Raw genomic sequence first — 23849 nt, forward strand, 5'->3', positions numbered from 1 at the left:
CCGCAGAGACATATCCGATGCATCCGTACCGGTAAGCGAGAGGTTCTTTGTGACACCCACCTCCAATGCCCGACCGGCCGACGGACGCGCGTCCGCGGCGACCTCGGCCGCCAGCAAGATCGACGCGCCTGTCAAGAAGGCCCCTGCAAAGAAGACGTCGAAGTCGACGGCCCGTAAGACCCCGCTGAAGGCGGTGACCGACGCTCCGGAGGTGCTTGAGGAGGAGTTGGCCGCCGACGGGGTCGAGAGCGGTACGGCGAAGAAGTCGACCAAGACTGCGTCCAAGAAGGCGCCAGCCAAGAAGGCATCTGCCAAGACCGCCCAGGGGCGTAAGGGCAAGGACGAGGTCTCCGTCGAGGTCGACGGCAACGACGTCGTGGTGACCGTCGGCGGCAAGAAGCGCAGCCTCGACGATGTCGACGAGTCCAACTTCGACCAGGCCGAAGAGGGCAAGCTGGAGAAGGAGCTCACCGAGGACCAGGGCTTCAGCCTCTCTGACGCCGACGACGCCGATGAGCCCGAGCAGCAGGTGCTGGCCGCCGGCGCGACCGCCGACCCGGTCAAGGACTACCTGAAGCAGATCGGCAAGGTCGCCCTGCTGAACGCCGAGCAGGAGGTCGAGCTCGCCAAGCGGATCGAGGCCGGCCTGTTCGCCGACGAGCAGCTCGCCTCGACCGATGTCAAGATCAAGGAGTCGGAGCGCTTCGACTACGAGTGGATCGCCGAGGACGGCCGGCGCGCCAAGAACCACCTCCTGGAGGCCAACCTCCGCCTGGTGGTCAGCCTGGCCAAGCGATTCACCGGCCGCGGCATGATGTTCCTGGACCTGATCCAGGAAGGCAACATGGGCCTGATCCGTGCGGTCGAGAAATTCGACTACACCAAGGGCTACAAGTTCTCGACCTACGCCACCTGGTGGATCCGACAGGCGATCACCCGGGCGATGGCAGACCAGGCCCGGACCATCCGGATCCCGGTGCATATGGTCGAGGTGATCAACAAGCTGGCCCGGGTGCAGCGGCAGATGCTGCAGGACCTCGGCCGCGAACCCACTCCGGACGAGCTCGCCAAGGAGCTCGACATGACCCCGGAGAAGGTCGTCGAGGTGCAGAAGTACGGCCGCGAGCCGATCTCCCTGCACACCCCGCTGGGTGAGGACGGCGACTCCGAGTTCGGTGACCTGATCGAGGACTCCGAGGCGGTCGTTCCGGCCGACGCGGTCGGCTTCACGCTGCTGCAGGAGCAGCTGCACGACGTGCTCGACACGCTCAGCGAGCGCGAGGCGGGTGTGGTCTCGATGCGTTTCGGGCTGACCGACGGCCAGCCCAAGACGCTGGACGAGATCGGCAAGGTCTACGGCGTCACCCGCGAGCGGATCCGCCAGATCGAGTCCAAGACGATGTCGAAGCTGCGGCACCCGTCCCGGTCCCAGGTGCTTCGGGACTATCTGGACTGAGATCTGGACTGAGTTCCTGCCGAGCGGCCCTTCTCCTTCGGGAGGAGGGCCGCATCGCGTTGTGGTGGGCCGGCCTCGTGAGTATTTTCGCGGTCCAGATCAGGCGGCTGTGGCGTGTCGGGCACGATCCGGCGAACTGGCCCGCAGGTTTACTCAGCTGCCCCGATAGTCCGCCAACAGTCGGTCCCGGGCGGCCGCCTTCTCGGCTGTCCACTGGTTGTCCCAGCTGACGTTGCCGAAGTGCACGACGCCGTAGGCGGACTCCTTCCAGCCCAGGCCGTGGGTCGCCATCACCTGGGTGAGGATGCCGAGGGTGTCCCACCAGCGGCCGGTGCGTTCGCTCTGCACCAGGCCCGCCGAGAGTCCGAAGAGCTCGACCGTCCGGCGCAGCGCCGTGGTGTTGCGCAACAATGCGCAGAACGGGTGGATCCGATCGCCGGCGCGATTCTCCACCTCGAACTCGTACGGCTCCGACCAGCTGTCGGCGCCGGCCGCCCGGATGCTCTCGCGGATCCGGGTGTGCGGGTATCCGCTCGTCGGCGCCGGCCGGAAGACGTCCCCGTCGGGGCCCAGCCATTGCGCCTGGACACCGAACAGCGTCGGATCTGCCGCCAGTTCCTCGGCCAGGCCCGAGATCGTGTTGTCGGTGCGGAAGCAGACGTCACTGTCCAGCAGCAGGTAGGCATCGGTGTCGGGATGTTCGAGGATCGCCGCGGCGACGATCTCGCCGTGCGTGATCACCTGGTGCTCCAGGCTGTAACCCGACGGGCGGACCTCCACGCCGTCGACCGCAAGCTGCTCGAGCCGTTCGAATCCGGGCGAGCTGTTGTCCAGCAGCAGCAACCTGTGGTCTGGTGGTGCCGGACGAAGGATCGGACGAGGAGCTCGGCATACTCAGTGGTGCCGTGGTTGACCGCGATCGCCTGGATCTTCACAACCGGAGAAGCTAGTCGCAGGTACGCAAGTGCCGCTGAGCATTTTCGCCGTCCAGTCCGGGCTCACCCGGCGTGTCGGGCAGGATCCGGCCATCTGGACGGCAGAAATACTCATCGCTGCCCCGAAAAGCACACCGCCGCGACCTCCCAGAGGGAGATCGCGGCGGCGATCGGATATCAGCGGCGGCCGTACTGCTGCTTCCGGCCTACCGAAAATCTCAGCTCAGCTGATCTTGGACGTCTCGTCGTGGATGTTCAGCGCTACCTGCCGGAGCTTGTCGGCGTGTTCCTTGCCGTGATGGGCACAGAACAGCAGTTGCGAACCGCCCGGCATGGTCACGCGTACGTAGGCCTGCGCGCCGCAACGGTCGCACCGGTCCGCTGCCGTCAGGGCGGCGTCGTCGATGACTGAAGTGCTCACGATGGCCTCTCTTTCTCGCGATCTTCCGGTTGCCCGGCCGATCCACCTTCTCAACGCTTCCGACTTACCTACCAGTAAACAGCGGGTCGGCCGAAGTTAGTTCCAGTCTGCGGCCCAATTTCGTGAAGGTTCTGTTACAAGCCCCCCTATGTCCCTGGCACTGCCAGATTACCCGCGGCACCGCAGCCGTCACGCGGCAATGTCAATACTCGGGAGCGTCGCGATCGAGTCGATCCAGCTCGCGGCCCGATCACGCAGCGGCTGGGGAGTGGCTCCGCCGAACTGTCGTCGCGGACAGGTAATCTCACCGGGTGCCCACAGCAAGGAAAACAGCCGCACCCGGCGCCGAGGGCCGGGATTACGAAGCCCGCCATCTGCTGGTCCTGGAAGGCCTGGAAGCCGTACGGAAACGGCCCGGGATGTATGTCGGATCGACCGACACCCGCGGCCTCATGCACTGCGTGTGGGAACTGATCGACAACACCGTCGACGAGGCGCTGGCCGGATTCGGCACCGAGGTCGAGGTCTCGCTGAATGCCGACGGCAGCATCTCGGTCAACGACCACGCCCGCGGCATGCCGGTGGACACCGAACCGCGGACCGGGCTGAGCGGCGTCGAGGTGATCTTCACCAGGTTGCACGCCGGCGGCAAGTTCGGCGGCGGTGCCTACAACGCGGCCGGCGGCCTGCACGGCGTCGGCTCGTCGGTGGTCAACGCGCTGAGTTCTCGACTGGACGTCGAGGTCGACCGCAACTCGACCACCTGGGGGATGTCCTTCCAGCGCGGGGTGCCCGGCACCTTCACCGGGCCGGGGGAGAAGGCCAAGTTCACTCCCGGCAGTGGCCTGAAGAAGATCGGCAAGGCCAAGCGGGGCGTGACCGGGACCCGGATCACCTTCTGGCCGGACCGACAGATCTTCCACAAGGACGCCAAGCTCTCGGTCGAGGAGTTGAAGGCGCGGCTGCGGCAGACCAGCTTCCTGGTGCCGGGCCTGGCGCTGACCATCATCGACGCCAGGAACGGTGACCCCGAGACCGAGACCTTCAAGCACGACGGCGGGATCACCGAATTCTGCGAATACCTGGCCGAGGACGAGGCGGTCACCGACGTCATCCGGTTGCAGGGCACCGAACAGTTCACCGAGACGGTGCCGATGCTGGACGACGACGGCCACATGACGCCCACCGATGTCGACCGCGATCTCGAGATCGACATCGCGGTTCGCTGGGGCAAGGGGTACGGGACCTTGGTCCAGTCCTTCGTCAACGTGATCGCCACTCCCAAGGGCGGCACCCACGTGCAGGGATTCGACCGTGCACTGACGCGGACGTTCACGAAGGCGCTGGAAGGCACCCGGCTGCTGAAGAGTGGCGACGAGGTGATCAAGGACGACATCCTCGAGGGGATGACCGGCGTGGTCACCGTACGACTGGCCGAACCGCAGTTCGAGGGTCAGACCAAGGAGGTGCTCGGCACCCCGGCGGTCACCCGGCTGGTGGGCAAGGTCGTCGACAAGGAGCTGTTGGCCTTCCTCACCTCGACCAAGAGCGCGACCAAGGCCCAGGCTCGGGCCGTGATGGACAAGGTCGTCTCGGCGTCCCGGGCACGGGTCGCCGCGCGGCAGCACAAGGAGGCCCAGCGGCGCAAGAACGCGCTGGAGTCCTCCAGCCTGCCGACCAAGCTGAAGGACTGCCGCAGCACCGACGTCGAGCGCTGCGAACTCTTCATCGTCGAGGGTGACTCCGCGCTCGGCACCGCCCAGGGTGCCCGCAACTCCGAATACCAGGCGTTGTTGCCGATCCGCGGCAAGATCCTGAATGTCCAGAAGGCATCAGTCGGCGAGATGCTCAAGAACGCCGAATGCGCCTCGATCATCCAGGTCGTCGGCGGCGGCTCCGGACGTACCTTCGATCTCGACGCGGCCCGCTACGGCAAGGTCATCTTCATGGCCGACGCCGACTCTGACGGCGCCCACATCCGTACGCTGCTGGCCACCTTGTTCTTCCGCTACATGCGACCGATGGTGGAGGCCGGCCGGGTCTACTCCGCGGTCCCGCCGCTGCACCGCTTCGAGCTGACCAACCCCAAGAAGGGGATGGACAAGTATCTCTACACGTACTCGGATCCGGAGTATCAGCGCAAGGCGGCGGAGTTGACCAAGAAGGGCATCAACTTCAAGGAGCCGCAGCGATACAAGGGCCTGGGCGAGATGGACGCCAAGCAGCTCGCGGAGACCACCATGGATCCCCGCCACCGACTGCTGCGCCGACTGACCATCGACGACGTCGCCGCGGCCGAGGTCACCTTCGAGTTGCTGATGGGCAACGACGTCGCCCCACGGCGCGACTTCCTGGTCGAGGGCGCCTACCAGCTGGACGTCGCCAGTATTGATGCTTAGCCGGCTTCCTGCTGCTGCCGCGAGCTGCGTGGACCAATAGCCAGTTTCCGGGGGCGACCCCGGACCCCGTGCGCACTCACGTCAATGGTTAGCCAGACTCGCCGGCTCCGTTCCTCCGCCGGCGGCTCGCTGGCGCTCGCGGGTGCCGTTCCCTGTGTTGGGGTCGTACGGCTGGCGTCCTGGGTTGTCGATAGGTTTGTATTCCGTGACTGCGGTTGAGGCATCTGCGGAAGATCTGAAGTTGGCGGGCGAGCTTGTCCGCGAGGCTGGGGAGCTGGCCCGGCGGATGCTGGCAGAGGGGCTGGAGACCCACCACAAGACGTCGATCTCCGACGTCGTCTCCGATGCCGACCACGCCGCCGAGCGATTGATCAGTGGCCGGCTGATCGCCGAGCGACCGGAGGACGGCCTGGTGGGCGAGGAGGGTGCCCGGCGGGAGCCCGCCGACGGCAATGCCGGGCGGACCTGGTTCATCGATCCGGTGGACGGCACCTACAACTTCTTGTCCAAGCTCGGCATCTGGTGCTCTGCGGTCGGCCTCACCGACGCCGATGGTCTGGTTCTCGGCGCGATCTACCACCCGGTCGCCGACGAGTTGTGGCTGGGCGGTCGAGGGGTACGGACCACCTGCAACGGCGTACCGGTGGAGCCCCTGGCGGACGCCCCGCTGGCAACGCTGTCGATCGGCAGCTACCTGCCGCCGGCGCGATTGGCCGCCGACCGCGTCCAGGGCATCCAGCCGCTGCTGACCGCCATCTCCGGTGCGGCGACGCTGCGAGTGATCGGCTCGGGCTCGATCGAGCTCGCCTCAGTGGCTGCCGGCCGGATCGGCGTCTCGCTGCACAACATGACGCTGCCCTGGGACTGGGTCCCCGGAGCGGCGCTGGTGGAGGCCGCCGGCGGCCTGACACGGGTGATCGAGCGTGGCGAGCAGCGCTGGCACCTGGCGGGCAATCGGCTGGCCGTCGAAGAGGTTGCACAACTGCTCGCGGAGAGTTGAGCGATTCCTGATCCTCAGCGTCATCCTGAAACGATTCAGCTGTCAGTTTTCGACGTTCGTGTTACAGCTAATGCACGAACGTGAGAGATATCCGTACAAATGATGCACTAGCGTGCAACGATGATCCCCGTTACGCTCCGAGGAACCTCGGCAGCGATCGATGAACTGTCCGGGGAAGACAGCGAAGTTGGGGAGGGGTATGGCGGCGATCGAAGCCGGCGTTCGAGGACGCCCGGCGACGGGTGCGGTCCCGATCTTGAAGAAGGTCTGGCGCAACTACGCGTTGCGTCGTTTTCTGCGCGCGATCTTTGTGATCTGGGTGGTCGCGACGGCGGTCTTCTTCCTGGTGCGACTACTGCCCGGCAATCCTGTCGAGCAGTACATCCAGGTGCAGGTGAGCCAATACGGCGCCACCTACGCCGACGCCCAGCGCAGCGCCCAGGCGTACTTCAACTTCGATCCCGGCACGCCGCTGATCCAGCAGTATTTCGTTTACCTGTGGGGATTGTGCCGACTTGATCTTGGTATGTCGATCGGCAACCGCGGGATGGCGGTCTCCACGCTGATCGCCCAGTACCTGCCGTGGACGCTCTTCAGCGTCGGCATCGGTGTCGGCATCGCGATCATCATCGGCTTGATCCTCGGCATGATCATGGCCTACCGTCGCGGTGGCGCGATCGATCACGCGGTCACGGCGATCGGCAGTTTCCTGCACGCGATCCCGAACTACCTGCTGGCAATGATCATCGTGGTGATCGGTGGCGCTCGGTTCGGTCTGTTCGACATCGCGACCATGCGCGGCACGGCGTCGCCCGGGGTGACCTTCAAGGCCTACGGGCTGGCCTTCTTCCCCGACATCTTCTACCACGCGTCGATGCCGATCCTGACCTACGTGCTGACCACGGTCGGCACCTGGTCGCTGGTGATGAAATCGTCCACCACGCAGGTGCTCGAGGAGGACTACGTCACCGTGGCCCGGGCGCGCGGGCTGCGGGACCTGCGGATCCGGACCAACTACGTCGGGCGCAATGCGATCCTGCCGCTGGTCTCGCAGATCGCCACCACCGCAGGCTTCGTCGTCGGCGGCGCGATCTTCGTCGAGCAGACCTTCAAGTACGACGGCATCGGCACCTTGCTCTACACGGCTCTGCAAGGCCGTGACTACACCGTGCTGGAAGGGATCCTGCTGATCGTGACAGTGACGGTCGTGTTCGCCAACCTGATCGCGGACCTCGTCTACAGCCTGCTGGATCCCCGGATCCGGACGACGGAATCGGGGGACTGAGATGGCACAGGCAACCGTTGAGACCGCAACCCTGGAGACCAGCGTCGACTCGGGCGTACGGAGCGTTCGCGGCTCCAGCCTGTTGTCGCAGCTGACCCGCAGCGCCTCCGGATTCGCCGGACTGATCATCGTGGTGCTGATCGTGGCGATGTCCTTGATCGCACCGCTGGTGGTGCCGGAGGCGAAGCCCAACGTCAACCAGATCTGGAGCGGTCCGTCGTCCCGGCACTGGCTGGGCACCAACAACTCCGGCCAGGACATCGTCACGCTGATCCTGCGCGGCGGCCGTACGGTGATCTTCGTCGGCTTCGGCGCCGCCCTGCTCACGACGGCGATCGCCGTGGTGATCGGTTCGCTGGCCGCCTACTTCCGCGGCCGGTTCGACGCGATCATGCTGCAGATCACCGACATCGTGATGACCATCCCGCAGATCATCCTGCTGGCGGTGATGGGTGCCTTCTTCGAGCTCAACTCGCCGTTCGCGCTGGCCGCCCTGATCGGGGTGCTCAGCTGGCCGGTACTGATGCGGTCCATCCGGGCCCAGGTGTTGTCGCTGAAGGAGCGCGAATTCGTCGAGGCGGCACGGCTGCTCGACCTGGGCACGTTGCGGATCGTCTTCATGGAGATCGTGCCCAACATGGCCAGCTTCATCCTGATCAACTTCATCATCGCCATCACCAACGCCACCTACGCGCTGATCGGCATGTACGTGCTCGGCCTCGCGCCGATGTCGGGTGACAACTGGGGGATCATGATCAACGACGCCTGGATCTCCGGCGCCATGTTCAATCCGAATTCGATGCTCTACATCCTGGCGCCGGTGGCGATGATCGTGATCATGCAGCTCGGACTGATCATGCTCAGCAGGTCATTGGAAGAAATCCTCAACCCGCGATTGCGGGATCGGTGACCGGGAGGCGATGACGATGGCAGAGACGACGATGACAGCGGCGAAGTCCGACGTGAACACGGAAACGCCGATTCTTTCGGTCAAAGACCTGGTGGTGCGCTACACCACCGGTTCGAAGAGCTATCTCGATGCGGTTCGGGGTGTGAGCTTCGATCTCTATCCCGGTCAGTCACTGGCCCTGGTCGGCGAGTCCGGTTGCGGCAAGACCACTCTCGGCCTCGGCCTGCTGCGATTGTTGCCGCGGCTGGGCTCGGTGCCGAGCGGCAGCATGACCTTCGTCGGAAAGAACAACAAGCCGGTCGACGTGCTCAAGCTGGGCACGGCGGCCTTGCGGCGCTGGCGCTGGGAAGAGGCCGCGATCGTCTTCCAGGGCGCGATGAACTCGTTCAACCCGGTGCTGCGGATCGGCGAGCAGATGGCCGACACGATGAAGGCGCACCTGATCGACGGTCACAAGCCCAGCAAGGATGAGATTCTCGACAAGAGTGCCGAGATGCTGCGCGCCGTCCGGCTGGAACCCAAGCAGGTGCTGCCGAGCTATCCGCACGAGTTGTCGGGCGGTATGCGGCAGCGGGTGCTGATCGCGATGAGTCTGCTGCTCGATCCGCGGCTGCTGATCCTGGACGAGCCGACCACCGCGCTGGACATCCTGACCCAGCGGGCGATCGTCGATGTGCTGGGGGAGCTGCGGGAGCGGCTCGGCTTCACGATGATCTTCATCACCCATGACCTGGCACTGGCGGCCGAGCTCGCCGACCGGGTCGCGACGATGTATGCCGGTCGGATCATCGAGACCGGGAGCGTCCGCGACACCTTCCAGAATCCACGCCATCCCTACACTGCGGGCCTGATCAACGCGGTGCCGCCGGTCACCGGCGATCTGCCCAACCTGGCATCGATCCCGGGTTCTCCGCCGTCCCTGGCGACGCTGCCCAAGGGCTGCGCCTTCCGGGACCGGTGCAGCTACGCCGAGGACAAGTGCGCCGAGATCGATCCCGAGCTGGAGATGATCGAGAGCCGGCTCGCCGGCCTGAGCCATACCGCCGCCTGCATCAACTGGCAGCAGGTCCACAGCCCGCGAGAGGTGGTGACGGCTGATGCCTGATCCGATTTCATCCGATCCCAAGTCGTCCGATCGCCCGTCATCCGATCGCCAGACGCCGCTGATGGAGCTGAGCGGCATCTCGCAGATCTTCAAGACCAAGCGAGGTGACCGGCCCGCGGTGCGTGACGTCAACCTGACGGTCAACGCCGGCGAGGTGTTGTGCCTGGTGGGCGAGTCCGGTTGCGGCAAGACCACGACCGCGCGGATGGCCGCCGGGCTGACCAAGCCGACCGACGGCACGGTCGCGTACAACGGTCAGGACATCTGGTCGATGGACAAGGACCAGTTCACCGAGTTCCGGACTTCGGTGCAATACGTGCACCAGGATCCGTACGCTTCCCTGAATCCGATCCGCAGCGTCTACAAGACGATCTCGGCCCCGTTGCGCAAGCACGGACTGTCCAAGGGCAACGACGACTCCTGGAAGCAGGCCTCGGAGCTGCTCCGCAGGGTCGACTTGACGCCGCCGGAGAGCTACCTGTCCAAATTCCCGCACCAGATGTCCGGCGGTCAGCGGCAGCGGGTCGCGGTCGCCCGGGCGTTGTCGCTGAATCCGAAGTTGATCATTGCCGACGAGTCGACGTCGATGCTCGACGTGTCGATCCGGGTCGGCATGCTGAACATGCTCGGCCGGCTCCGCGACGAACTCGGGGTCGGCTTCATCTTCATCACCCACGACCTGGCCATCGCCAAGTATTTCGGCTGGGAGGGCCGGACCGCGGTGATGTATCTGGGTGAGGTCGTCGAATATGGCCCCACCCAGCAGGTCATCAACGACCCCCAACATCCGTACACCCGCGCACTGCTCAACGCCGTGCCGGAGCCGGATCCTGATCTTGCCGCCCAGAAGCTCCCGGGCGGCGGGTTGCGCAGTGCAGACATTCCGAGCCTTGCTGCACTGCCGAGTGGTTGCACCTTCCATCCCCGCTGTCCGTTGTTCGAGGAGGGCCTGTGTGACGTGACGTCGCCCGAGCTGTCCTTGATCGGCTCTCGACGCGAAGTCGCGTGTCACGTTGTGGCGCGAGAGTCCGGACGGGCAGCGGCCGATGCTTCGGTGTCAGTCAGTGGTTGATCGCAGTGGTGGCTCTGGCGGCCAAAGCCGCGATCATGCTCGGGTCCTTCCTCCTGGCGGGATCAGTTCTGCTGTTGTTCCTCGTCAAGCCAGGGACTGACGAGTTCGTAGTGACCATCATCAACCTGATCATGGGCGGGGCCCTCGTCGGGGCGGGCGCAATCGGCGCCCGTTGTATCACCCGCCTGACTTCGTACAAGGAGGACTTGTGACTGAACCCAAGGGCGTGTCCCGGCGGAACGTGTTGCAGATCATGGGCCTGTCGACCGTGGGGGTCGCCGGGCTGGGGGCCGCCGCAGCTTGTGCTCCGGCGACACCGAAGAACGACACCGGCAGTGGCGGTGGAACCAGCGGAACCGGCGGCGCCGCCGCGGGCACCGGCGAGTACCACGGCGCGTACCCGTACACCCAGCCGCCGCAGGGCCACTTCAACATCGCCGGCCAGCCGTTCGTCGCGGTTCCGAACGCGATCTTCCCCGGTCCGTACGGCGACCTGATGAACCTGCCCAGCGGCTACTACCAGTGGAAGGCCAACGCCTGGACCCTGTTCCTGCTGGACTCCTACAAGCTGGACAAGAGCACCAACACCTACACGCTCAAGCTCAAGTCGGGTCTGAAGTGGGCGGACGGCACGCCGCTGACCTCCAAGGACTACCTGACGACCTTCTACTGCCAGTTCGCCCTCAACTCGCCGTTGTGGGCGCTGATCAGCAAGATCGACGCCCCGGACGACACCACGTTCACCGCGGTGATGAAATCCCCGGCGATGGTGGTGGAGCGCTACCTGCTGCGTAGCAACATCATCGACACCAAGACCTACGGCAAGTACGCCGACCTGGCCAAGGCGATCGTCGATGCGGGTGCCGATACCAGCGGCGCCGACTTCACCAAGCTGAATTCGGATCTGATCGGCTTCAAGCCGAGCAAGCTGATCCCGAACGGTCCGTTCGACTACGACTATTCGACGATCAACGCCACCCAGCTCAGCCTGAAGAAGAACACCAGCAGCGTGCTGGCCGAGGCGGTCAAATTCGCCAGCATCCTGCTCTACAACGGCGAGACGCCGACCGTCACGCCGCTGGTGCTGAGCAAGGACGTCGACTACGCGACCCACGGCTTCGCGGTCGCGTCGGAGAAGCAGTTCCAGGCCCAGGGCTACAAGATCCTCCGGTCCCCGGTCTACTCCGGCCCGGCGATCTACTTCTCCTACGACAAGGTCCCGGAGTTCGCCGACTACCGGGTCCGGCAGGCCCTGATCCAGGCGTTCGACCACAAGCAGAACGGAACGGTCGCGCTGGGCGAGTCGGGTGTCCCGCAGACCTACTACTCCGGCTTCTCCGACAACCTGGTCGATACCTGGATCACGTCCGACGGCAAGGGCAAGCTCAAGCAGTACCAGCACGATCCCGACGCGGCAGCGCACGGGCTCGAGGCCGCCGGCTGGAAGAAACAGGGCAGCGGCTGGCAGTTGCCGAACGGGAAGAAGGCCGCCTACGAGCTGCTCTACCCGTCCGACTACGCCGACTGGAGCGGGGCGGCGAAGGACCTTGCCGACCAGATGAAGTCCTTCGGCATCCCGATCACCCTGCACGGTGTGGTGTCGACCCAGATCACCACACCGTGGCAGAAGGGCCAGTACCAGTGGACGATCAACTCGTGGGGTAACTCGACCCAGCCGTACCCGTACTTCTCCTTCGTCACCAACTTCATCACCAACAACTACCCGGGCCTGAAGGGTGTTGGCGGTAAGGGAATGGACTTCCCGATGAGCGCGACGATGCCGGGTCAGGGCAAGATCGACATCAACGACATGATCAACAAGTCCGGGTCGGGCATCGACACCGCCGAGCTGCAGAAGAACATCACCGAGCTCGCGATCGTCTTCAACACCCTGCTGCCGATCATCCCGCTCTTCGAGCGGCATGCCAACGCACCGGCGTTGGACGGCGTCCGGGTCGCGAAGTTCCCGGATCCGAATTCCGACATCGTGCAGAACTCGCTGTACGCCGACAACCCGGTCCTGTACGGGATGTTCACCGGCACGATCGGACCGAAGGCCTGATCAACCGCTCGTGAGCATCCGTTCGTGATCAATTCGTTCTGATCACCGGCTGGGTCCGAACCGAAGGGCCGCTCCTACCGCACCTCCCGGTGTGGTTGGGGCGGCCCTTCATTGTCCCAGGGAGTCTTGACATCCAGGTGTCACGGTCAATACGTTTGGGCTAATTTCGTTCACCCTGAGAGAAATCTACGTCGCACACCATGGTCACTGCCGAACAGGCCCGCTCAGCGAACCGGAGTGCCGTGTTGTCGGTGCTGCTGTCCGGAAACCTCCTCGACCGCAACCAGATCATCGATGGCGCAGACCTGAGCCGGGCGACGGTGTTCCGGATCGTCGACGAGCTGCGCGCATCGGGTCTGGTCGAGGAGTGCGAGCTCGAGCCGCCGAGCGGGCCTGGACGCCCTCCGGTCGGAATCCGGATCGTGGCCGGATCCCGGCTGGTGTGCGGGGTTGATCTGGGTGGCTCACAGTGCCGCTTCGTTGTGGCCGACCTGCTGGGGCGGGCGGTAGCCAGGTCCCACCACCAGACGCCTCGTGATCTTGACGGACCGGGTCTAGCAGTCTGGATCGGCGATCGGGTCGCCACCCTGACCGCAGGCCGGTCGGGGCCCGGAACGCTGGGATCGGTTGCGATCGGCCTGCCCGGCGCACTGTCGGGGGACGGCAGCCGGGTGGTCGCGTCCCAGAACCTGCCGCAGATCGGGGGCACCGACTTCATCGACGCCCTGCGGTCGGTCTTCGCGGCGCCGGTCGTCCTGGAGAACGACTCGAATCTGGCCCTGCTCGGAGAGTTGCGCTACGGCTCGATCGGGGCCGGCGACACCGTCAGCCTGCTGGCGATCGGCACCGGGCTCGGCTCCGCGGCGGCCATCGACGGGACCATCCTGCGGGCCCAGGACGGCCGGCTGGGAGAATTCGGTCGGCTGAATCTGCCGGGCTCGAAGATCCGGATCCGGGACCTCGTCTCCGGGGCCGGACTGGTCGCGTACGCCCAGCAGAACGGGATCGACATCACCGATGCCCGTGAGGTGCTGCAGGCACCGCTGCGCTTCGGCGGCCTGCACCGGCAGGTGATCGAGGCCCTCGTCCATCTGGTGGCGATCGTTGCACTGTCCTACGAGCCGCGGGTGGTGCTGCTGACAGGCGGTTTCTCCCACGGGCTGGACGATGCGCTGCTGCATCGGGTCAGTGCAGAGGTCAGCGAGATCGTCGGTATCCCGGTCGATCTGCAGCGGACCTCGCTGGGTGATCATGCCGGGCTCTACGGCGCGCTGGCGACGGCACTGGCAGGGCTGTACGGGTCGATGGGGATCCTCGAAGAACATCTCGGGTCGATCGACGTCGATCGCGCCAGGGTGACCGACCTCTTCGGCCGGGCACCGAATGTTGTCTGAAAGGGGTTAGGTGATGGCGACTGTCGACCAGCTCGCCCATGCGGTCCTGTTCCCGTCGCTGGGGCGTGCCACCGTACCGCGCTGGATCAGCGAGCCGGTTGCGGCCGGGCTCGGCGGATTCGTGCTCTTCGGCCGGGAGGCCGTTTCCGCTGATCAGTTGCGCGCGCTCACCGCCCAGCTGCGCGAGCGGGCGCCGGGCATCCACCTTGCGGTCGACGAGGAGGGCGGAGACGTCAGCAGACTCGAGGCCACCGGGGTGATCAGCACCCCGGGCAACCTGGCGCTCGGACGGATCGACGATCTTGCGGTCACCCGGGACTGCGCGGTCCAGCTCGGACTGGCGCTGCGCGATCTCGGCGTCGACTGGGACTTCGCCCCGGCCGTCGACGTCGCTGTCAACCCCTTGACGCCCAACGGTGTCCGGTGCTTCGGCAGCGACCGGAAGCGGGTCGCCGAGCACGCCGTCGCCTGGGTCGAGGGACTACAGTCGACCGGCGTCAGCGCCTGCGCCAAGCATTTTCCGGGACACGGGCTGAGTGGTACCGATGCTCATCTCGGCACCCCCAACCTCGAGCTGTCCCGGCATGAGCTGGTCGATCACTACCTGGACCCGTTCCGGGCCGTTGTTGCCGCCGGTGTCGACTCGATCATGGTCTCGCATCCGCAGGTCCCCGCCATCGACGAGTGGCCGGCGTCGATCAGCAGGCCGATCATCACCGGGCTGTTGCGGGACGAGCTCGGCTACGACGGCGTGGTGATCACCGACGCGCTGGAGATGAAGGGCGTCGCCCGGATGGCCGACCTGGCCACCGCTGCCGTACGGGCCCTGCAGGCCGGCGCGGACGCGCTGTGCCTGGGCTCCTGGTCATTCGGCGACGACGTCCGCACCTGCGTCGAGGCGATCACCGCGGCGGTCGCCGCCGGTGACCTCGACCAGGATGCCCTGGAGCGCTCCGCCGAGCGGATCCGGCGAATCGGAGCCGGTCCGGTCACCGTCAGCGGTGCTGCCGATGTGACGACCGGCCCACGGTTGGCCAGGGAGGCGATCGAGGTCAACGGACGGCCGCAGCTGCGCGGCTCGGCGGTCCTGGTCGTACGCCTGGAGCCGGGCGTCTCGCCGGCCGCGGGGCGCGGCCACGGTGATGTCGAAGGGTTGCTGGCCCAGCGAGGTCAGACGGTCGAACGGGTCGCCGTGTCGGAGCAGACCTACAACGGCGACGGCATGATCCACGCGGCCATCGCGGAATTCCGCGAGGAGTACGGTGCCGACGGCGAGGTCGTCGTGCTGGTCCGCAGTCCGCACCGCTACGACTGGCAGCTGCGGGTGCTGGACCGGATCCTGCAGACCACTCCCGATGTGGTGGTGCTGGACATGGGCTTCGCGCACCGCGACTTCTCCGCCGCCCGCGCCTGGATCCGCACCTTCGGCGGCTCGGCGGCGTGTGCGACAGCGGCGACCGAGATCCTGTTGCCGGTATGACCGCGAGGTCCGACGGTCCGATCACCTTTACCGGGGCCAGGATGGTGCTGCCCGACCGGCTGCAGCAGGGCTGGCTGACGATCGACGGCGACCGGATCGTCGCGCTCGGACCGGGCACACCGCCTGGGCCCGGCGGCACGCACATCGATCTCGGCGGTCGCTATCTGGCGCCGGGGTTGGTCGACATCCATTGTCACGGCGCCGATGGTGCGGTGGTCTACTCCGGGTCCGATGATGATCTTGCCCGGGTCACGACATCGCACCTGCGCCGTGGGACGACCTCGATGCTCGCATCGGTTGCCACGACTCCGGTTGACCGGATGATCGACGCCGCATCGACGATCGGCTCGGCGACCCGGGCTGGTCGGCTGCCGAATCTGGCCGGGGTGCATCTGGAGGGACCGTTCCTGTCGCCGGTCCGCCGAGGAGCCCAGCTCGAGTCGGCGCTGGCAGCGCCGGATCCGTCGCTGACCGGTCGGCTGCTGAACGCGGCGGGAGAGATCCCGATCATGATGACGATCGCACCGGAACTCGAGGGCGCGGTCATGATCATCGAGCAGTACGCGTCGCGGTGCCGGTTCGCGATCGGCCACACTGATGCGACCTTCGAGCAGACGATGGCCGCCGTCGGCGCCGGGGTGCGTCATGTCACCCACCTCTTCAACGGGATGATCCCGCTCGGCCACCGGAGCCCCGGCCCGATCACCGCGGCGCTGACGGATCCTCGGTTGAGCTACGAACTGATCGCCGACGGGCATCACATCGCGACCCCGGTCCTGCGGTTGGCGGCCGCGGTCGAGGGCGGCCGCCGGGCGGTGCTGGTCACCGATGCCTCGATCGCCGCCGGTCTCGGGGACGGCCACTACGCCTTCTCCGGCCGGGAGGTCGACGTGATCGATGGCGTCGTCCGCCGGTCCGGCACCGGCAGCCTGTCGGGGTCCACCGTGTTCTTGATCGACTGCGTCCGGACCATGATCACCCGGGTCGGGGTCGGTGTGGCAGACGGATTCCGGATGGCCTCGCAGACCCCGGCGGCTGCGGCAGGACTGGCCGACCGCGGCAGTCTCGCCGTCGGCAACCGCGCTGATCTGCTGGTCCTGACCGAAGAGTTTCCTTGCAGGAAACGTATTGCGGTGGCGTACGCCTCCCGCCGAGCAGCAACCCCTGAAGTCGAACCCGCGGCAAGGATGCCGGAGCCACAACCCCCAAGGAGTGCCATGAGTGACCAGAGCGGCGTGTCACGCCGGAATCTCTTCCAATTGGTCGGCCTGTCGTCGCTGGGCGCCGTCGGCGTCGGCGCGCTCGGGTCGGCCTGTGCACCGGCGACGCCGAAGAGTGCGCCGGGCAGTCACGGAGCTGCGGCCGCCGGCGGCGAGTTCCATGCCGGCACGCTGTATCTCCCACCCACGCAGGGCAATTACAACTGTGCCGGTCAACCCTTCGTGAAGGTGCCCAACGCGATCCTGTTCTCCGGCAACTACGGCGATCTGGTGATGTTGCCCAGCGCCTTCTACCACTGGAAACAGCAGACCTGGGACCTCTATCTGATCGACTCCTACAAGCTGGATGACGCGACCAAGACCTACACCGTCACCATCAAGTCCGATCTGACCTGGAGTGACGGCAAACCGATCACCTCCCAGGACTACCTGACGACTTTCTGGTGCCAGTGGGTGCTGGGATCGCCGCTGTGGGAGTACATCGACAAGATCGCCGCTCCGGATGATCATACCTTCACCATGAGCATGAACCAGCCGGCGCCGGTCGTCGAGCGGTATCTGCTGCACAGCAACATCATTCCGACCAGCCAGTACGGCGACATCGCCGAGCAGGCACGCAAATCCGCTGAGACGGGGGGAGCGTCGGCGAAGCCATCGGCCTCCCTGACCAACAAGCTGGTCGGGCTGCAGCCGGACGCCTACATCGCCAGCGGCCCCTTCAACATCGACTACAAGACCCTGAACAACACCCAGCTGACGCTGGTCAAGAATGCCAAGGGGTACGCGGCCGATCGGGTCAAATTCGACAAGATCGTGATCTACAACGGCGAGACGCCCGCAGTCACGCCGCTGATGTTGAGCAAGACCATCGACTATGCGACCAACGGTTTCCCGGTGGCGTCGGCCAAACAGTTCGAGGCCATCGGCTACGAGATCCTCAAGCCGCCCACCTATTCGGGCCCGGCACTCTTCATGAACTACGGCGCGCAGCCGGAATTCAACGACGCCAGGGTCCGGCAGGCGCTGAACTACGTGATCGATCATGATCGCAACGGCGATGCTGCGCTGGGATCGTCGGGCAAGGCGACCAAGTACTACACGGGATTCTCCGACTTCCTGGTGGACGGCTGGGTGGATCCGGCCGGCAAGTCCAAGCTCAACGGCTACGGCCACGACCCGGACAAGGCGGCAGCACTGCTGGAGAGCGCGGGATGGAAGCGCTCCGGTAAGAAGTGGCGGCTGCCGAACGGCAAGCCGGCCACCTACGAGTTGCTGTTCCCCTCCGACTACGCCGACTGGAGCGGTGCGGCCAAGGATCTCGGCGAGCAGTTCGGCGGCTTCGGCATCCCGATCACCCTGCGCGGTGTGGTCTCCACTCAGCAGCCGACCAGCATCTACAAGGGCCAATTCCAGCTGGCCATCCAGTCCTGGGGCAACTCGGCCCAGCCGTATCCGTACTTCTCCTTCGTCGCGGCATTCCTGAACTACAACTACACGATGGCGCAGAGCAACGGCGGCAAGGGCATGAACTACGCCCTGAAACGTACGGTGAGCGGCTTCGGCACCGTGGACATCCAGAAGTTGATCAACGCCACCGGCAGCGGCATCGACCAGAAGGTGCTGATCGCCAACACCACCAAGCTCGCGCAGATCTTCAACGCCGATCTGCCGATCATCCCGCTCTTCGAGCGACTGGGGAATTCGCCGGCGCTCAACGGTGTCCGGGTCAAGAACTTCCCGACCAACGACGATCCGCTGATCCAGGACTCGCTCTACGCCGACAACGTGGTGATCTTGTCGATGCTCAGCGGGCAGCTGGAGCCGGTGGCCAAATAGCGGTCTCCATCGCTCACTGGGCCAGCAGCCTGGTCCCGGCCGCCACGATCGGCTGTGCGGCCGGGGTGCCGGAGCCGTCCCGACGTCCGTCGGCCGCCGGCAGATCGATCGGTGCACCACTGTCGGCGGCGGCAACCGCCGGTACCGGTCCGGCCCAGGCGAACAGCAACGTATCCTCGCCCTTCAGGAACCGATGGCACCGTACGCCGCCGGTCGCGCGGCCTTTGCCCGGATACTGGTCGAAGGGCGTGACCTTGATCGTCCCGGCGTCGGTGCCGGGCAGCGCATCGCTGCTGCCGGCGACGGTGACCACGATCGCATCGGTGTCGGGGCGGAAGGCGCCGAAGAAGGCCACCCGGCGGCCGGCCGAGAGCTTGATCCCGGCGATACCGCCCCCGGACCGACCCTGGGGGCGTACCGAGGATGCGGGGAAGTGCAGCAACTGGGCGTCGTCGGAGATGAACGCCAGCTCGGCGTTGTCGTCGGCCAGCTCCAGCGCACCGACCACCTGGTCCCCGTCGTCGAGCCGCATGATGTCCCAGACGTCGCGGTTGAGGGTCTCCGGATTGACCCGCTTGACGATGCCGTTGCGGGTGCCCAGTGCGATGGTCGTGGCCTCGTCGCCGAGCCGGACGAGAGCCAGGATCCGCTCGCCGGGCTCGGCGGCCGCGATCAGCTCGGCGACGTGGGCGCCGCCCTGCAGGTTGGGAGCATTGGCAGTCACCGGCACGGTCGGCAGATCCAGTGCGTTGCCACGGATCAGCCGGCCGGAACTGGTGATCAGGCCGTACTCACCGCGGGCCGTGGTCCGGACCGCGGAGATGATCACGTCGTGGTTGCTCCTGCCCCCCTCGGTCGGTAGCGGTTCGGCATTCTCGGTCCGGGCCAGCAGCCCGGCCGAGGACAGCAGCACCCAGCACGGGTCATCGGGCACCTCGAGCGGGGCCGCGTTGGCGGTCGTGGTGACACCGCTGGAGGACAGCAGGATCGTCCGCCGCGGGGTGCCGAACTGCTTGGCGACCTCGGCCAGCTCATTGCCGACCAGGGTCCGCAACAGCTCGTCGCTCTCGATGATCTCGGTCAGCTCGGCGATCGTGTTCTGCAGCTCGTCGCGCTCGGACTCCAATTCGATCTTGGAGTACTTGGTCAGCCGACGAAGCTGCATGTCCAGGATGAAGTTGGCCTGGGTCTCGGTCAGGTCGAAGGCCTCGATGAGGCGCGCCCGGGCAGCCGCGGCGTCGTCCGAACCGCGGATGATCGCGATCACGTCGTCGATGTCGACGATCGCGATCAACAGGCCCTCGACCAGGTGCAGCCGGTCGGCCGCCTTGTCCCGGTCGAAGGTGGTACGCCGCAGTGTCACCTCCAGCCGATGCTTGAGGTAGACCTCCAGCATCTCCTTCAGGGGAAGGGTTCTCGGCTGTTCCTCGACCAACGCGACGGCGTTGATCGCGAACGAGTCCTCGAGCTTGGTCAGCCGATAGAGCTGCTCCAGCAGGGCATCGGGGTTGAAGCCGTTCTTGACCTCGATCACCAGCCGGGTGCCATTGGCCAGATCGGTCAGATCCTTCAGGTCGGCGATGCCCTGCAGCTTCTTGGCGCCCACCTGCGTCTTGATCTGCTCGATGATCTTCTCCGGACCGACGTTGTAGGGCAGCTCGGTGATCACGATGCCCTTGCGGCGCGGGGTGACCTGCTCGACCCGGGCGGTGGCTCTGATCTTGAAGGAACCCTTGCCGGTCTCGTACGCCTCCCGGATGCCGTCCAGGCCGATGATCTTGCCACCGGTCGGCAGGTCAGGGCCAGGGATGAAGCGCATCAAAGTGTCGAGGGTCGCGTTGGGATGCTTGAGCAGGTGCCGCAATGCCTGGACGACCTCGACCAGGTTGTGCGGGGCGCAGTTGGTCGCCATCCCGACCGCGATGCCGTTCGTGCCGTTGACGAGCAGATTCGGGATCGCCGACGGCAGCACGATCGGCTCGGTCTCCTTGCCGTCGTAGTTGCTCTTGAAGTCGACGGTGTCCTTGTCCAGCCCGTCGGTCATCGCCATCGCCGGTGACGCCATCCGGCACTCGGTGTAACGCATGGCCGCCGGGCCCGCGTCCAGCGAGCCGAAGTTGCCGTGCCCGTCGACCATCGGCAACCGCATCACCCACGGTTGGGCCATCCGGACCAGCGCGTCGTAGATCGCGCCGTCGCCGTGCGGGTGCAACACGCCCATCACCTGGCCGACGACCCGGGCGCATTTCACGTGTGGACGGTCGGGATAGATCCGCATGTCCCGCATCGAGTAGAGGATCCGCCGCTGCACGGGTTTGAGGCCGTCCCGGGCATCCGGCAGCGCCCGGGCGTAGATCACCGAATAGGCGTACTCGAGGAAGCTGGTCTCCATCTCCGAGGAGACGTCGATGTCGACGATCCGCTCGGCGAAGTCGTCGGGCGGTGGTGTCTGGGACTTGCGGGCAGGCATCGTGGGTCGGTGACTCCTCAGTTCTGGGGCTTGGGAGATTGTCTCTCAGGCGGCCAACAATCGCTGTGATGGCTCGCCGAGAGGTCACCGAGCCCGCGACGCGCCGCAGGAATCAGGGACTTTGTGACCCCTCGGCTATTTGATGCGCTTGGCGACCAGCTTGCGGAGCCGGCGGCGGTGGTCGGCCTCGGCGGCGTACAACACCCCGAAGGTGAAGCCGTTGCGGCCGGGGATACCGCCGAGATCGCGCAGGAAGACCGAGGCCAGCCGGCTGTCCTGGTAATCGCCGAGCAGGTCCTGCAGGTCCTTGCGGTCGGCCACCACCTTGTCGGCGGCCTGACCGAGCACCGGGACAGCCGCCTCGGCCGCGTACCGGTGCCGCTTGCCCGCCTTGCGCGCTGAATGGATCAGCTCGTCGGCCTCCTCGTCGTGGGCGGCGACGGCGGCCATGGCCCGGCGCAACCGCTTGGCCAGCGTGTGGTCGGCCTTCCGGACGTACTTCTTGATCTTGGCAGCGGGCTTGTCGGCCGGCGGGGCCCACGGCGGGCGGCTCTTCCAACCGTGCAGCTGCGCAGTGAGGTCGGCGTAGCGCTCGCTGTGGGTGGCATCGCGGAGCCCGGCGATCGCGATCTGACGCCGGTAATCGATCTGCTGCGCCAACTCCGCCCTCGGATCGTGCAGCACCAGATCCTCGTCCAACTCGTCCAGGGCGGCACCGATCCGCGCGGCCAGCACGTCGAGGTCGCGGATGCCGCCCAGCGCCAGCCCGTACCAGCGCGCGTCATCGGACAGTCGTCCGGCCTCGGGAACCGAGAAGACGTCGGCGAAGACCCGGGTCACGCTCCGCAACCGACGACAGGCGACGCGGGCATCGTGCACCTGGTCGTCGTCGATCTGGGGCGCCGCCGACTCCAGGACCTTCTCCAGTTCGGCGTTGATCGACAGCACCACCTCGCACTGGACGGCGATGTAGCGGCCCAGGACGTCGGCCAGGGTGCTCTCGGACTCGATCTTGCTCACCTGATGTCCCCCGTCGGTCGTGGGCTAGTCGAAGTCACTGGCGTAGAACTCGTTCTCAGCGCGCCGGCCGTCCCGGGCCTCCTCGGTCCGGCGCAACTCAACCCGCCGGATCTTGCCGCTGATCGTCTTGGGCAGGTCGGCGAATTCCAGGATCCTGATCCGCTTGTACGGCGCCAGCTGGGCCCTCACGAAGCCGAAGATATCCTTCGCGGTCTGCGCGTCGGGCTCGCGACCCGCCGTCAGCACCACGTACGCCTTCGGGACCGCGAGCCGGACCGGATCCGGGTGCGGTACGACGGCGGCCTCGGCAACCGCGGGGTGCTCGATCAGCACCGACTCCAACTCGAACGGGCTGATCCGGTAGTCGCTGGCCTTGAAGACGTCGTCAGCCCGTCCGACGTAGGTCAGGTAGCCGTCGGCGTCGATGCTGACCACATCGCCGGTGTGGTAGACCCCGCCGTCGAACGCGTGCTGGTTCTTGACGTCGTCGAAGCTGTCGGCGCGTTCCTTGTAGCCGGTCATCAGCGACAGCGGACGGCCGTGTCCTGAGCCTGTCGAAGGATCGAGGTCGAGGCACAACTCGCCCTCGTCGGGCCGGGTCTCACCGGTCGCCGGATCCACCAGGCGTACGGAATACCCGGGCAGTGGCCGGCCCATCGAACCGAGCTTGAGCTCCACTCCGGGCGGGTTGCCTGCCTGGGCAGAGGTCTCGGTCTGGCCGTAGCCGTCGCGGATGGTCAGGCCCCAGGCCGTACGGACCTGTTCGATCACCTCGGGATTCAGCGGCTCGCCCGCCGAGACCGCCTCCCGGATGGAGTTGGTGGCCGCCGCGAGATCGGTCTGGATCAACATCCGCCAGACCGTCGGCGGCGCGCAGAAGGTGGTCACGCCGGCCTGGCCAAGGACGCGCAGCAGCCCGTCGGCGTTGAAGCGCTGGTAGTTGTAGACCAGGATTGACGCGCCCGCCAGCCAGGGTGCGAAGAAGCTGCTCCACGCGTGTTTGGCCCAGCCGGGGGAACTGATGTTGAGATGCACGTCGCCCGGCCGCAGGCCCAGCCAGTACATCGTGCTCAGATGCCCGATCGGATAGGAGACCTGGGTGTGTTCGACCAGCTTCGGCAGCGCGGTGGTGCCGGAGGTGAAGTAGAGCAGCAGCGGGTCCTCGGCCTTGCTGACTCCGGGGAAATGGCGGTCCGCGGACGGATCCGTGATCACGGTCGCGTAGTCGTGCCAGCCGCCGGGTGCCGGGGCGCCCGAACCGGAGCCGTCGACCGCGACCTTGCCGTACGGAACCTGCAGGTCGGCGAACTTGTCCTGGTCACCGGTGTCGGCGATCAGAATCTTGGCGTCGCCCCGATCAACCCGATCGGCAAGATCATGCGCGGCCAGCTGCGGGGTGGCCGGGATGATCACCGCGCCGATCCGGATCGCGGCCAGCATCACCTCCCAGAGCGGGACGCAGTTGCCGAGCACCAGCAGCACCCGGTCACCGCGGCGTACGCCCAGGCCCACCAGCCAGTGCGCCACCGCAACCGAACGGTCCCGCAGCTCGGCGAAGGTCAGTGACTGATCGCGCCCGATGCCGCCGTCGGCCGTCGCATCGACCACCCGCAGCGCGACCTGGTCCGGCGTCTCCTCGGCCAGCCCGTCGAACCAGTCGGTCGCGAAGTTGAACAACGGCAGCTCGGGCCAGGTGAAGCCGGCGTACGCGGTGTCGTAGTCACTGCGGTGCAGCAACAGGAAGTCCCGTGCGGCGCGCACCTGCGGATGGGTCGGCATGAGCC

17 protein-coding genes are annotated in these 23849 nt (G+C 66.3%); 12 read left to right on the plus strand and 5 right to left on the minus strand.

What is annotated here, in order from left to right; genetic code table 11:
- Positions 1-49 precede the first annotated feature (49 nt).
- On the plus strand, positions 50-1456 hold the full coding sequence (locus IEY07_RS03365) for an RNA polymerase sigma factor (RefSeq protein WP_268239181.1): 1407 nt from the start codon (positions 50-52) through the stop codon (positions 1454-1456).
- Between the two features lie 153 nt (positions 1457-1609).
- Here the strand turns inward: IEY07_RS03365 and IEY07_RS03370 are convergent, their stop codons facing one another.
- Together IEY07_RS03370 and IEY07_RS03375 are read right to left on the minus strand one after the other, a co-directional pair.
- Positions 1610-2299: a hypothetical protein gene (locus tag IEY07_RS03370; protein WP_188893715.1), complete on the minus strand. Its 690-nt coding sequence runs from the start codon at positions 2297-2299 to the stop codon at positions 1610-1612.
- A gap of 315 nt (positions 2300-2614) precedes the next feature.
- Entirely contained in the window at positions 2615-2812 is a 198-nt protein-coding gene (locus tag IEY07_RS03375; protein WP_188893716.1) for a DUF7455 domain-containing protein, read from the minus strand.
- Between the two features lie 311 nt (positions 2813-3123).
- Here IEY07_RS03375 and IEY07_RS03380 point away from each other — a divergent pair, with 311 nt between their 5' ends.
- The 11 genes from IEY07_RS03380 to nagA all read left to right on the plus strand — a co-directional run bounded on the left by IEY07_RS03380 (position 3124) and on the right by nagA (position 18575).
- Entirely contained in the window at positions 3124-5211 is a 2088-nt protein-coding gene (locus IEY07_RS03380) for a DNA gyrase/topoisomerase IV subunit B (RefSeq protein WP_188893717.1), read from the plus strand.
- 205 nt (positions 5212-5416) lie between these two features.
- Positions 5417-6211 carry an inositol monophosphatase family protein gene (locus tag IEY07_RS03385; RefSeq protein ID WP_229669649.1) on the plus strand — a complete coding sequence of 265 codons (795 nt, stop codon included), beginning with the start codon at positions 5417-5419 and terminating at the stop codon, positions 6209-6211.
- 199 nt (positions 6212-6410) lie between these two features.
- Positions 6411-7496, plus strand: coding sequence for an ABC transporter permease (locus IEY07_RS03390; protein ID WP_188893719.1), 1086 nt, complete (start codon positions 6411-6413; stop codon positions 7494-7496).
- Position 7497: 1 nt separating this feature from the next.
- Positions 7498-8406, plus strand: a complete 909-nt coding sequence (locus IEY07_RS03395) for an ABC transporter permease (protein WP_188893720.1) — start codon at positions 7498-7500, stop codon at positions 8404-8406.
- A 16-nt stretch (positions 8407-8422) separates the two neighbouring features.
- A complete protein-coding gene (locus IEY07_RS03400; RefSeq protein ID WP_229669650.1) occupies positions 8423-9511 on the plus strand; it encodes an ABC transporter ATP-binding protein in 1089 nt (362 codons plus the stop codon).
- A complete protein-coding gene (locus IEY07_RS03405) occupies positions 9504-10583 on the plus strand; it encodes an ABC transporter ATP-binding protein (RefSeq protein WP_188893721.1) in 1080 nt (359 codons plus the stop codon). Before IEY07_RS03400 ends, IEY07_RS03405 begins: the two co-directional genes overlap by 8 nt.
- Entirely contained in the window at positions 10580-10795 is a 216-nt protein-coding gene (locus IEY07_RS03410; protein ID WP_188893722.1) for a hypothetical protein, read from the plus strand. Before IEY07_RS03405 ends, IEY07_RS03410 begins: the two co-directional genes overlap by 4 nt.
- A complete protein-coding gene (locus tag IEY07_RS03415; RefSeq protein ID WP_188893723.1) occupies positions 10792-12645 on the plus strand; it encodes an ABC transporter substrate-binding protein in 1854 nt (617 codons plus the stop codon). The genes IEY07_RS03410 and IEY07_RS03415 overlap by 4 nt, the downstream gene beginning before the upstream one ends.
- Positions 12646-12845: 200 nt before the next feature.
- Positions 12846-14039: an ROK family protein gene (locus tag IEY07_RS03420; RefSeq protein WP_188893724.1), complete on the plus strand. Its 1194-nt coding sequence runs from the start codon at positions 12846-12848 to the stop codon at positions 14037-14039.
- Between the two features lie 13 nt (positions 14040-14052).
- Positions 14053-15519: a glycoside hydrolase family 3 protein gene (locus IEY07_RS03425; RefSeq protein WP_188893725.1), complete on the plus strand. Its 1467-nt coding sequence runs from the start codon at positions 14053-14055 to the stop codon at positions 15517-15519.
- Complete coding sequence (gene nagA / locus IEY07_RS03430; RefSeq protein WP_188893726.1) at positions 15516-18575, plus strand: N-acetylglucosamine-6-phosphate deacetylase; 3060 nt, start codon at positions 15516-15518, stop codon at positions 18573-18575. The genes IEY07_RS03425 and nagA overlap by 4 nt, the downstream gene beginning before the upstream one ends.
- Before the next feature lie 13 nt (positions 18576-18588).
- Here the strand turns inward: nagA and IEY07_RS03435 are convergent, their stop codons facing one another.
- The 3 genes from IEY07_RS03435 to IEY07_RS03445 all read right to left on the minus strand — a co-directional run bounded on the left by IEY07_RS03435 (position 18589) and on the right by IEY07_RS03445 (position 23844).
- On the minus strand, positions 18589-21045 hold the full coding sequence (locus IEY07_RS03435) for a DNA gyrase/topoisomerase IV subunit A (RefSeq protein WP_188893727.1): 2457 nt from the start codon (positions 21043-21045) through the stop codon (positions 18589-18591).
- Positions 21046-21180: 135 nt separating this feature from the next.
- Positions 21181-22065, minus strand: coding sequence for a CHAD domain-containing protein (locus tag IEY07_RS03440; protein ID WP_188893728.1), 885 nt, complete (start codon positions 22063-22065; stop codon positions 21181-21183).
- 24 nt (positions 22066-22089) lie between these two features.
- Entirely contained in the window at positions 22090-23844 is a 1755-nt protein-coding gene (locus IEY07_RS03445) for an AMP-binding protein (protein ID WP_188893729.1), read from the minus strand.
- Positions 23845-23849 lie beyond the last annotated feature (5 nt).

The sequence above is a fragment of the Microlunatus endophyticus genome, assembly GCF_014646195.1.
Taxonomy (GTDB): Bacteria; Actinomycetota; Actinomycetes; order Propionibacteriales; family Propionibacteriaceae; genus Microlunatus; species Microlunatus endophyticus.

Excerpts from the sequence above, each read along its gene's own strand:
- IEY07_RS03395 (WP_188893720.1), top strand. The coding sequence starts at position 7,498 with ATGGCACAGGCAACCGTTGAGACCGCAACCCTGGAGACCAGCGTCGAC.
- IEY07_RS03400 (WP_229669650.1), top strand. The coding sequence starts at position 8,423 with ATGGCAGAGACGACGATGACAGCGGCGAAGTCCGACGTGAACACGGAA.
- IEY07_RS03390 (WP_188893719.1), top strand. The coding sequence starts at position 6,411 with ATGGCGGCGATCGAAGCCGGCGTTCGAGGACGCCCGGCGACGGGTGCG.
- IEY07_RS03405 (WP_188893721.1), top strand. The coding sequence starts at position 9,504 with ATGCCTGATCCGATTTCATCCGATCCCAAGTCGTCCGATCGCCCGTCA.
- IEY07_RS03425 (WP_188893725.1), top strand. The coding sequence starts at position 14,053 with ATGGCGACTGTCGACCAGCTCGCCCATGCGGTCCTGTTCCCGTCGCTG.
- nagA (WP_188893726.1), top strand. The coding sequence starts at position 15,516 with ATGACCGCGAGGTCCGACGGTCCGATCACCTTTACCGGGGCCAGGATG.
- IEY07_RS03435 (WP_188893727.1), bottom strand. The coding sequence starts at position 21,045 with ATGCCTGCCCGCAAGTCCCAGACACCACCGCCCGACGACTTCGCCGAG.
- IEY07_RS03420 (WP_188893724.1), top strand. The coding sequence starts at position 12,846 with ATGGTCACTGCCGAACAGGCCCGCTCAGCGAACCGGAGTGCCGTGTTG.
- IEY07_RS03445 (WP_188893729.1), bottom strand. The coding sequence starts at position 23,844 with ATGCCGACCCATCCGCAGGTGCGCGCCGCACGGGACTTCCTGTTGCTG.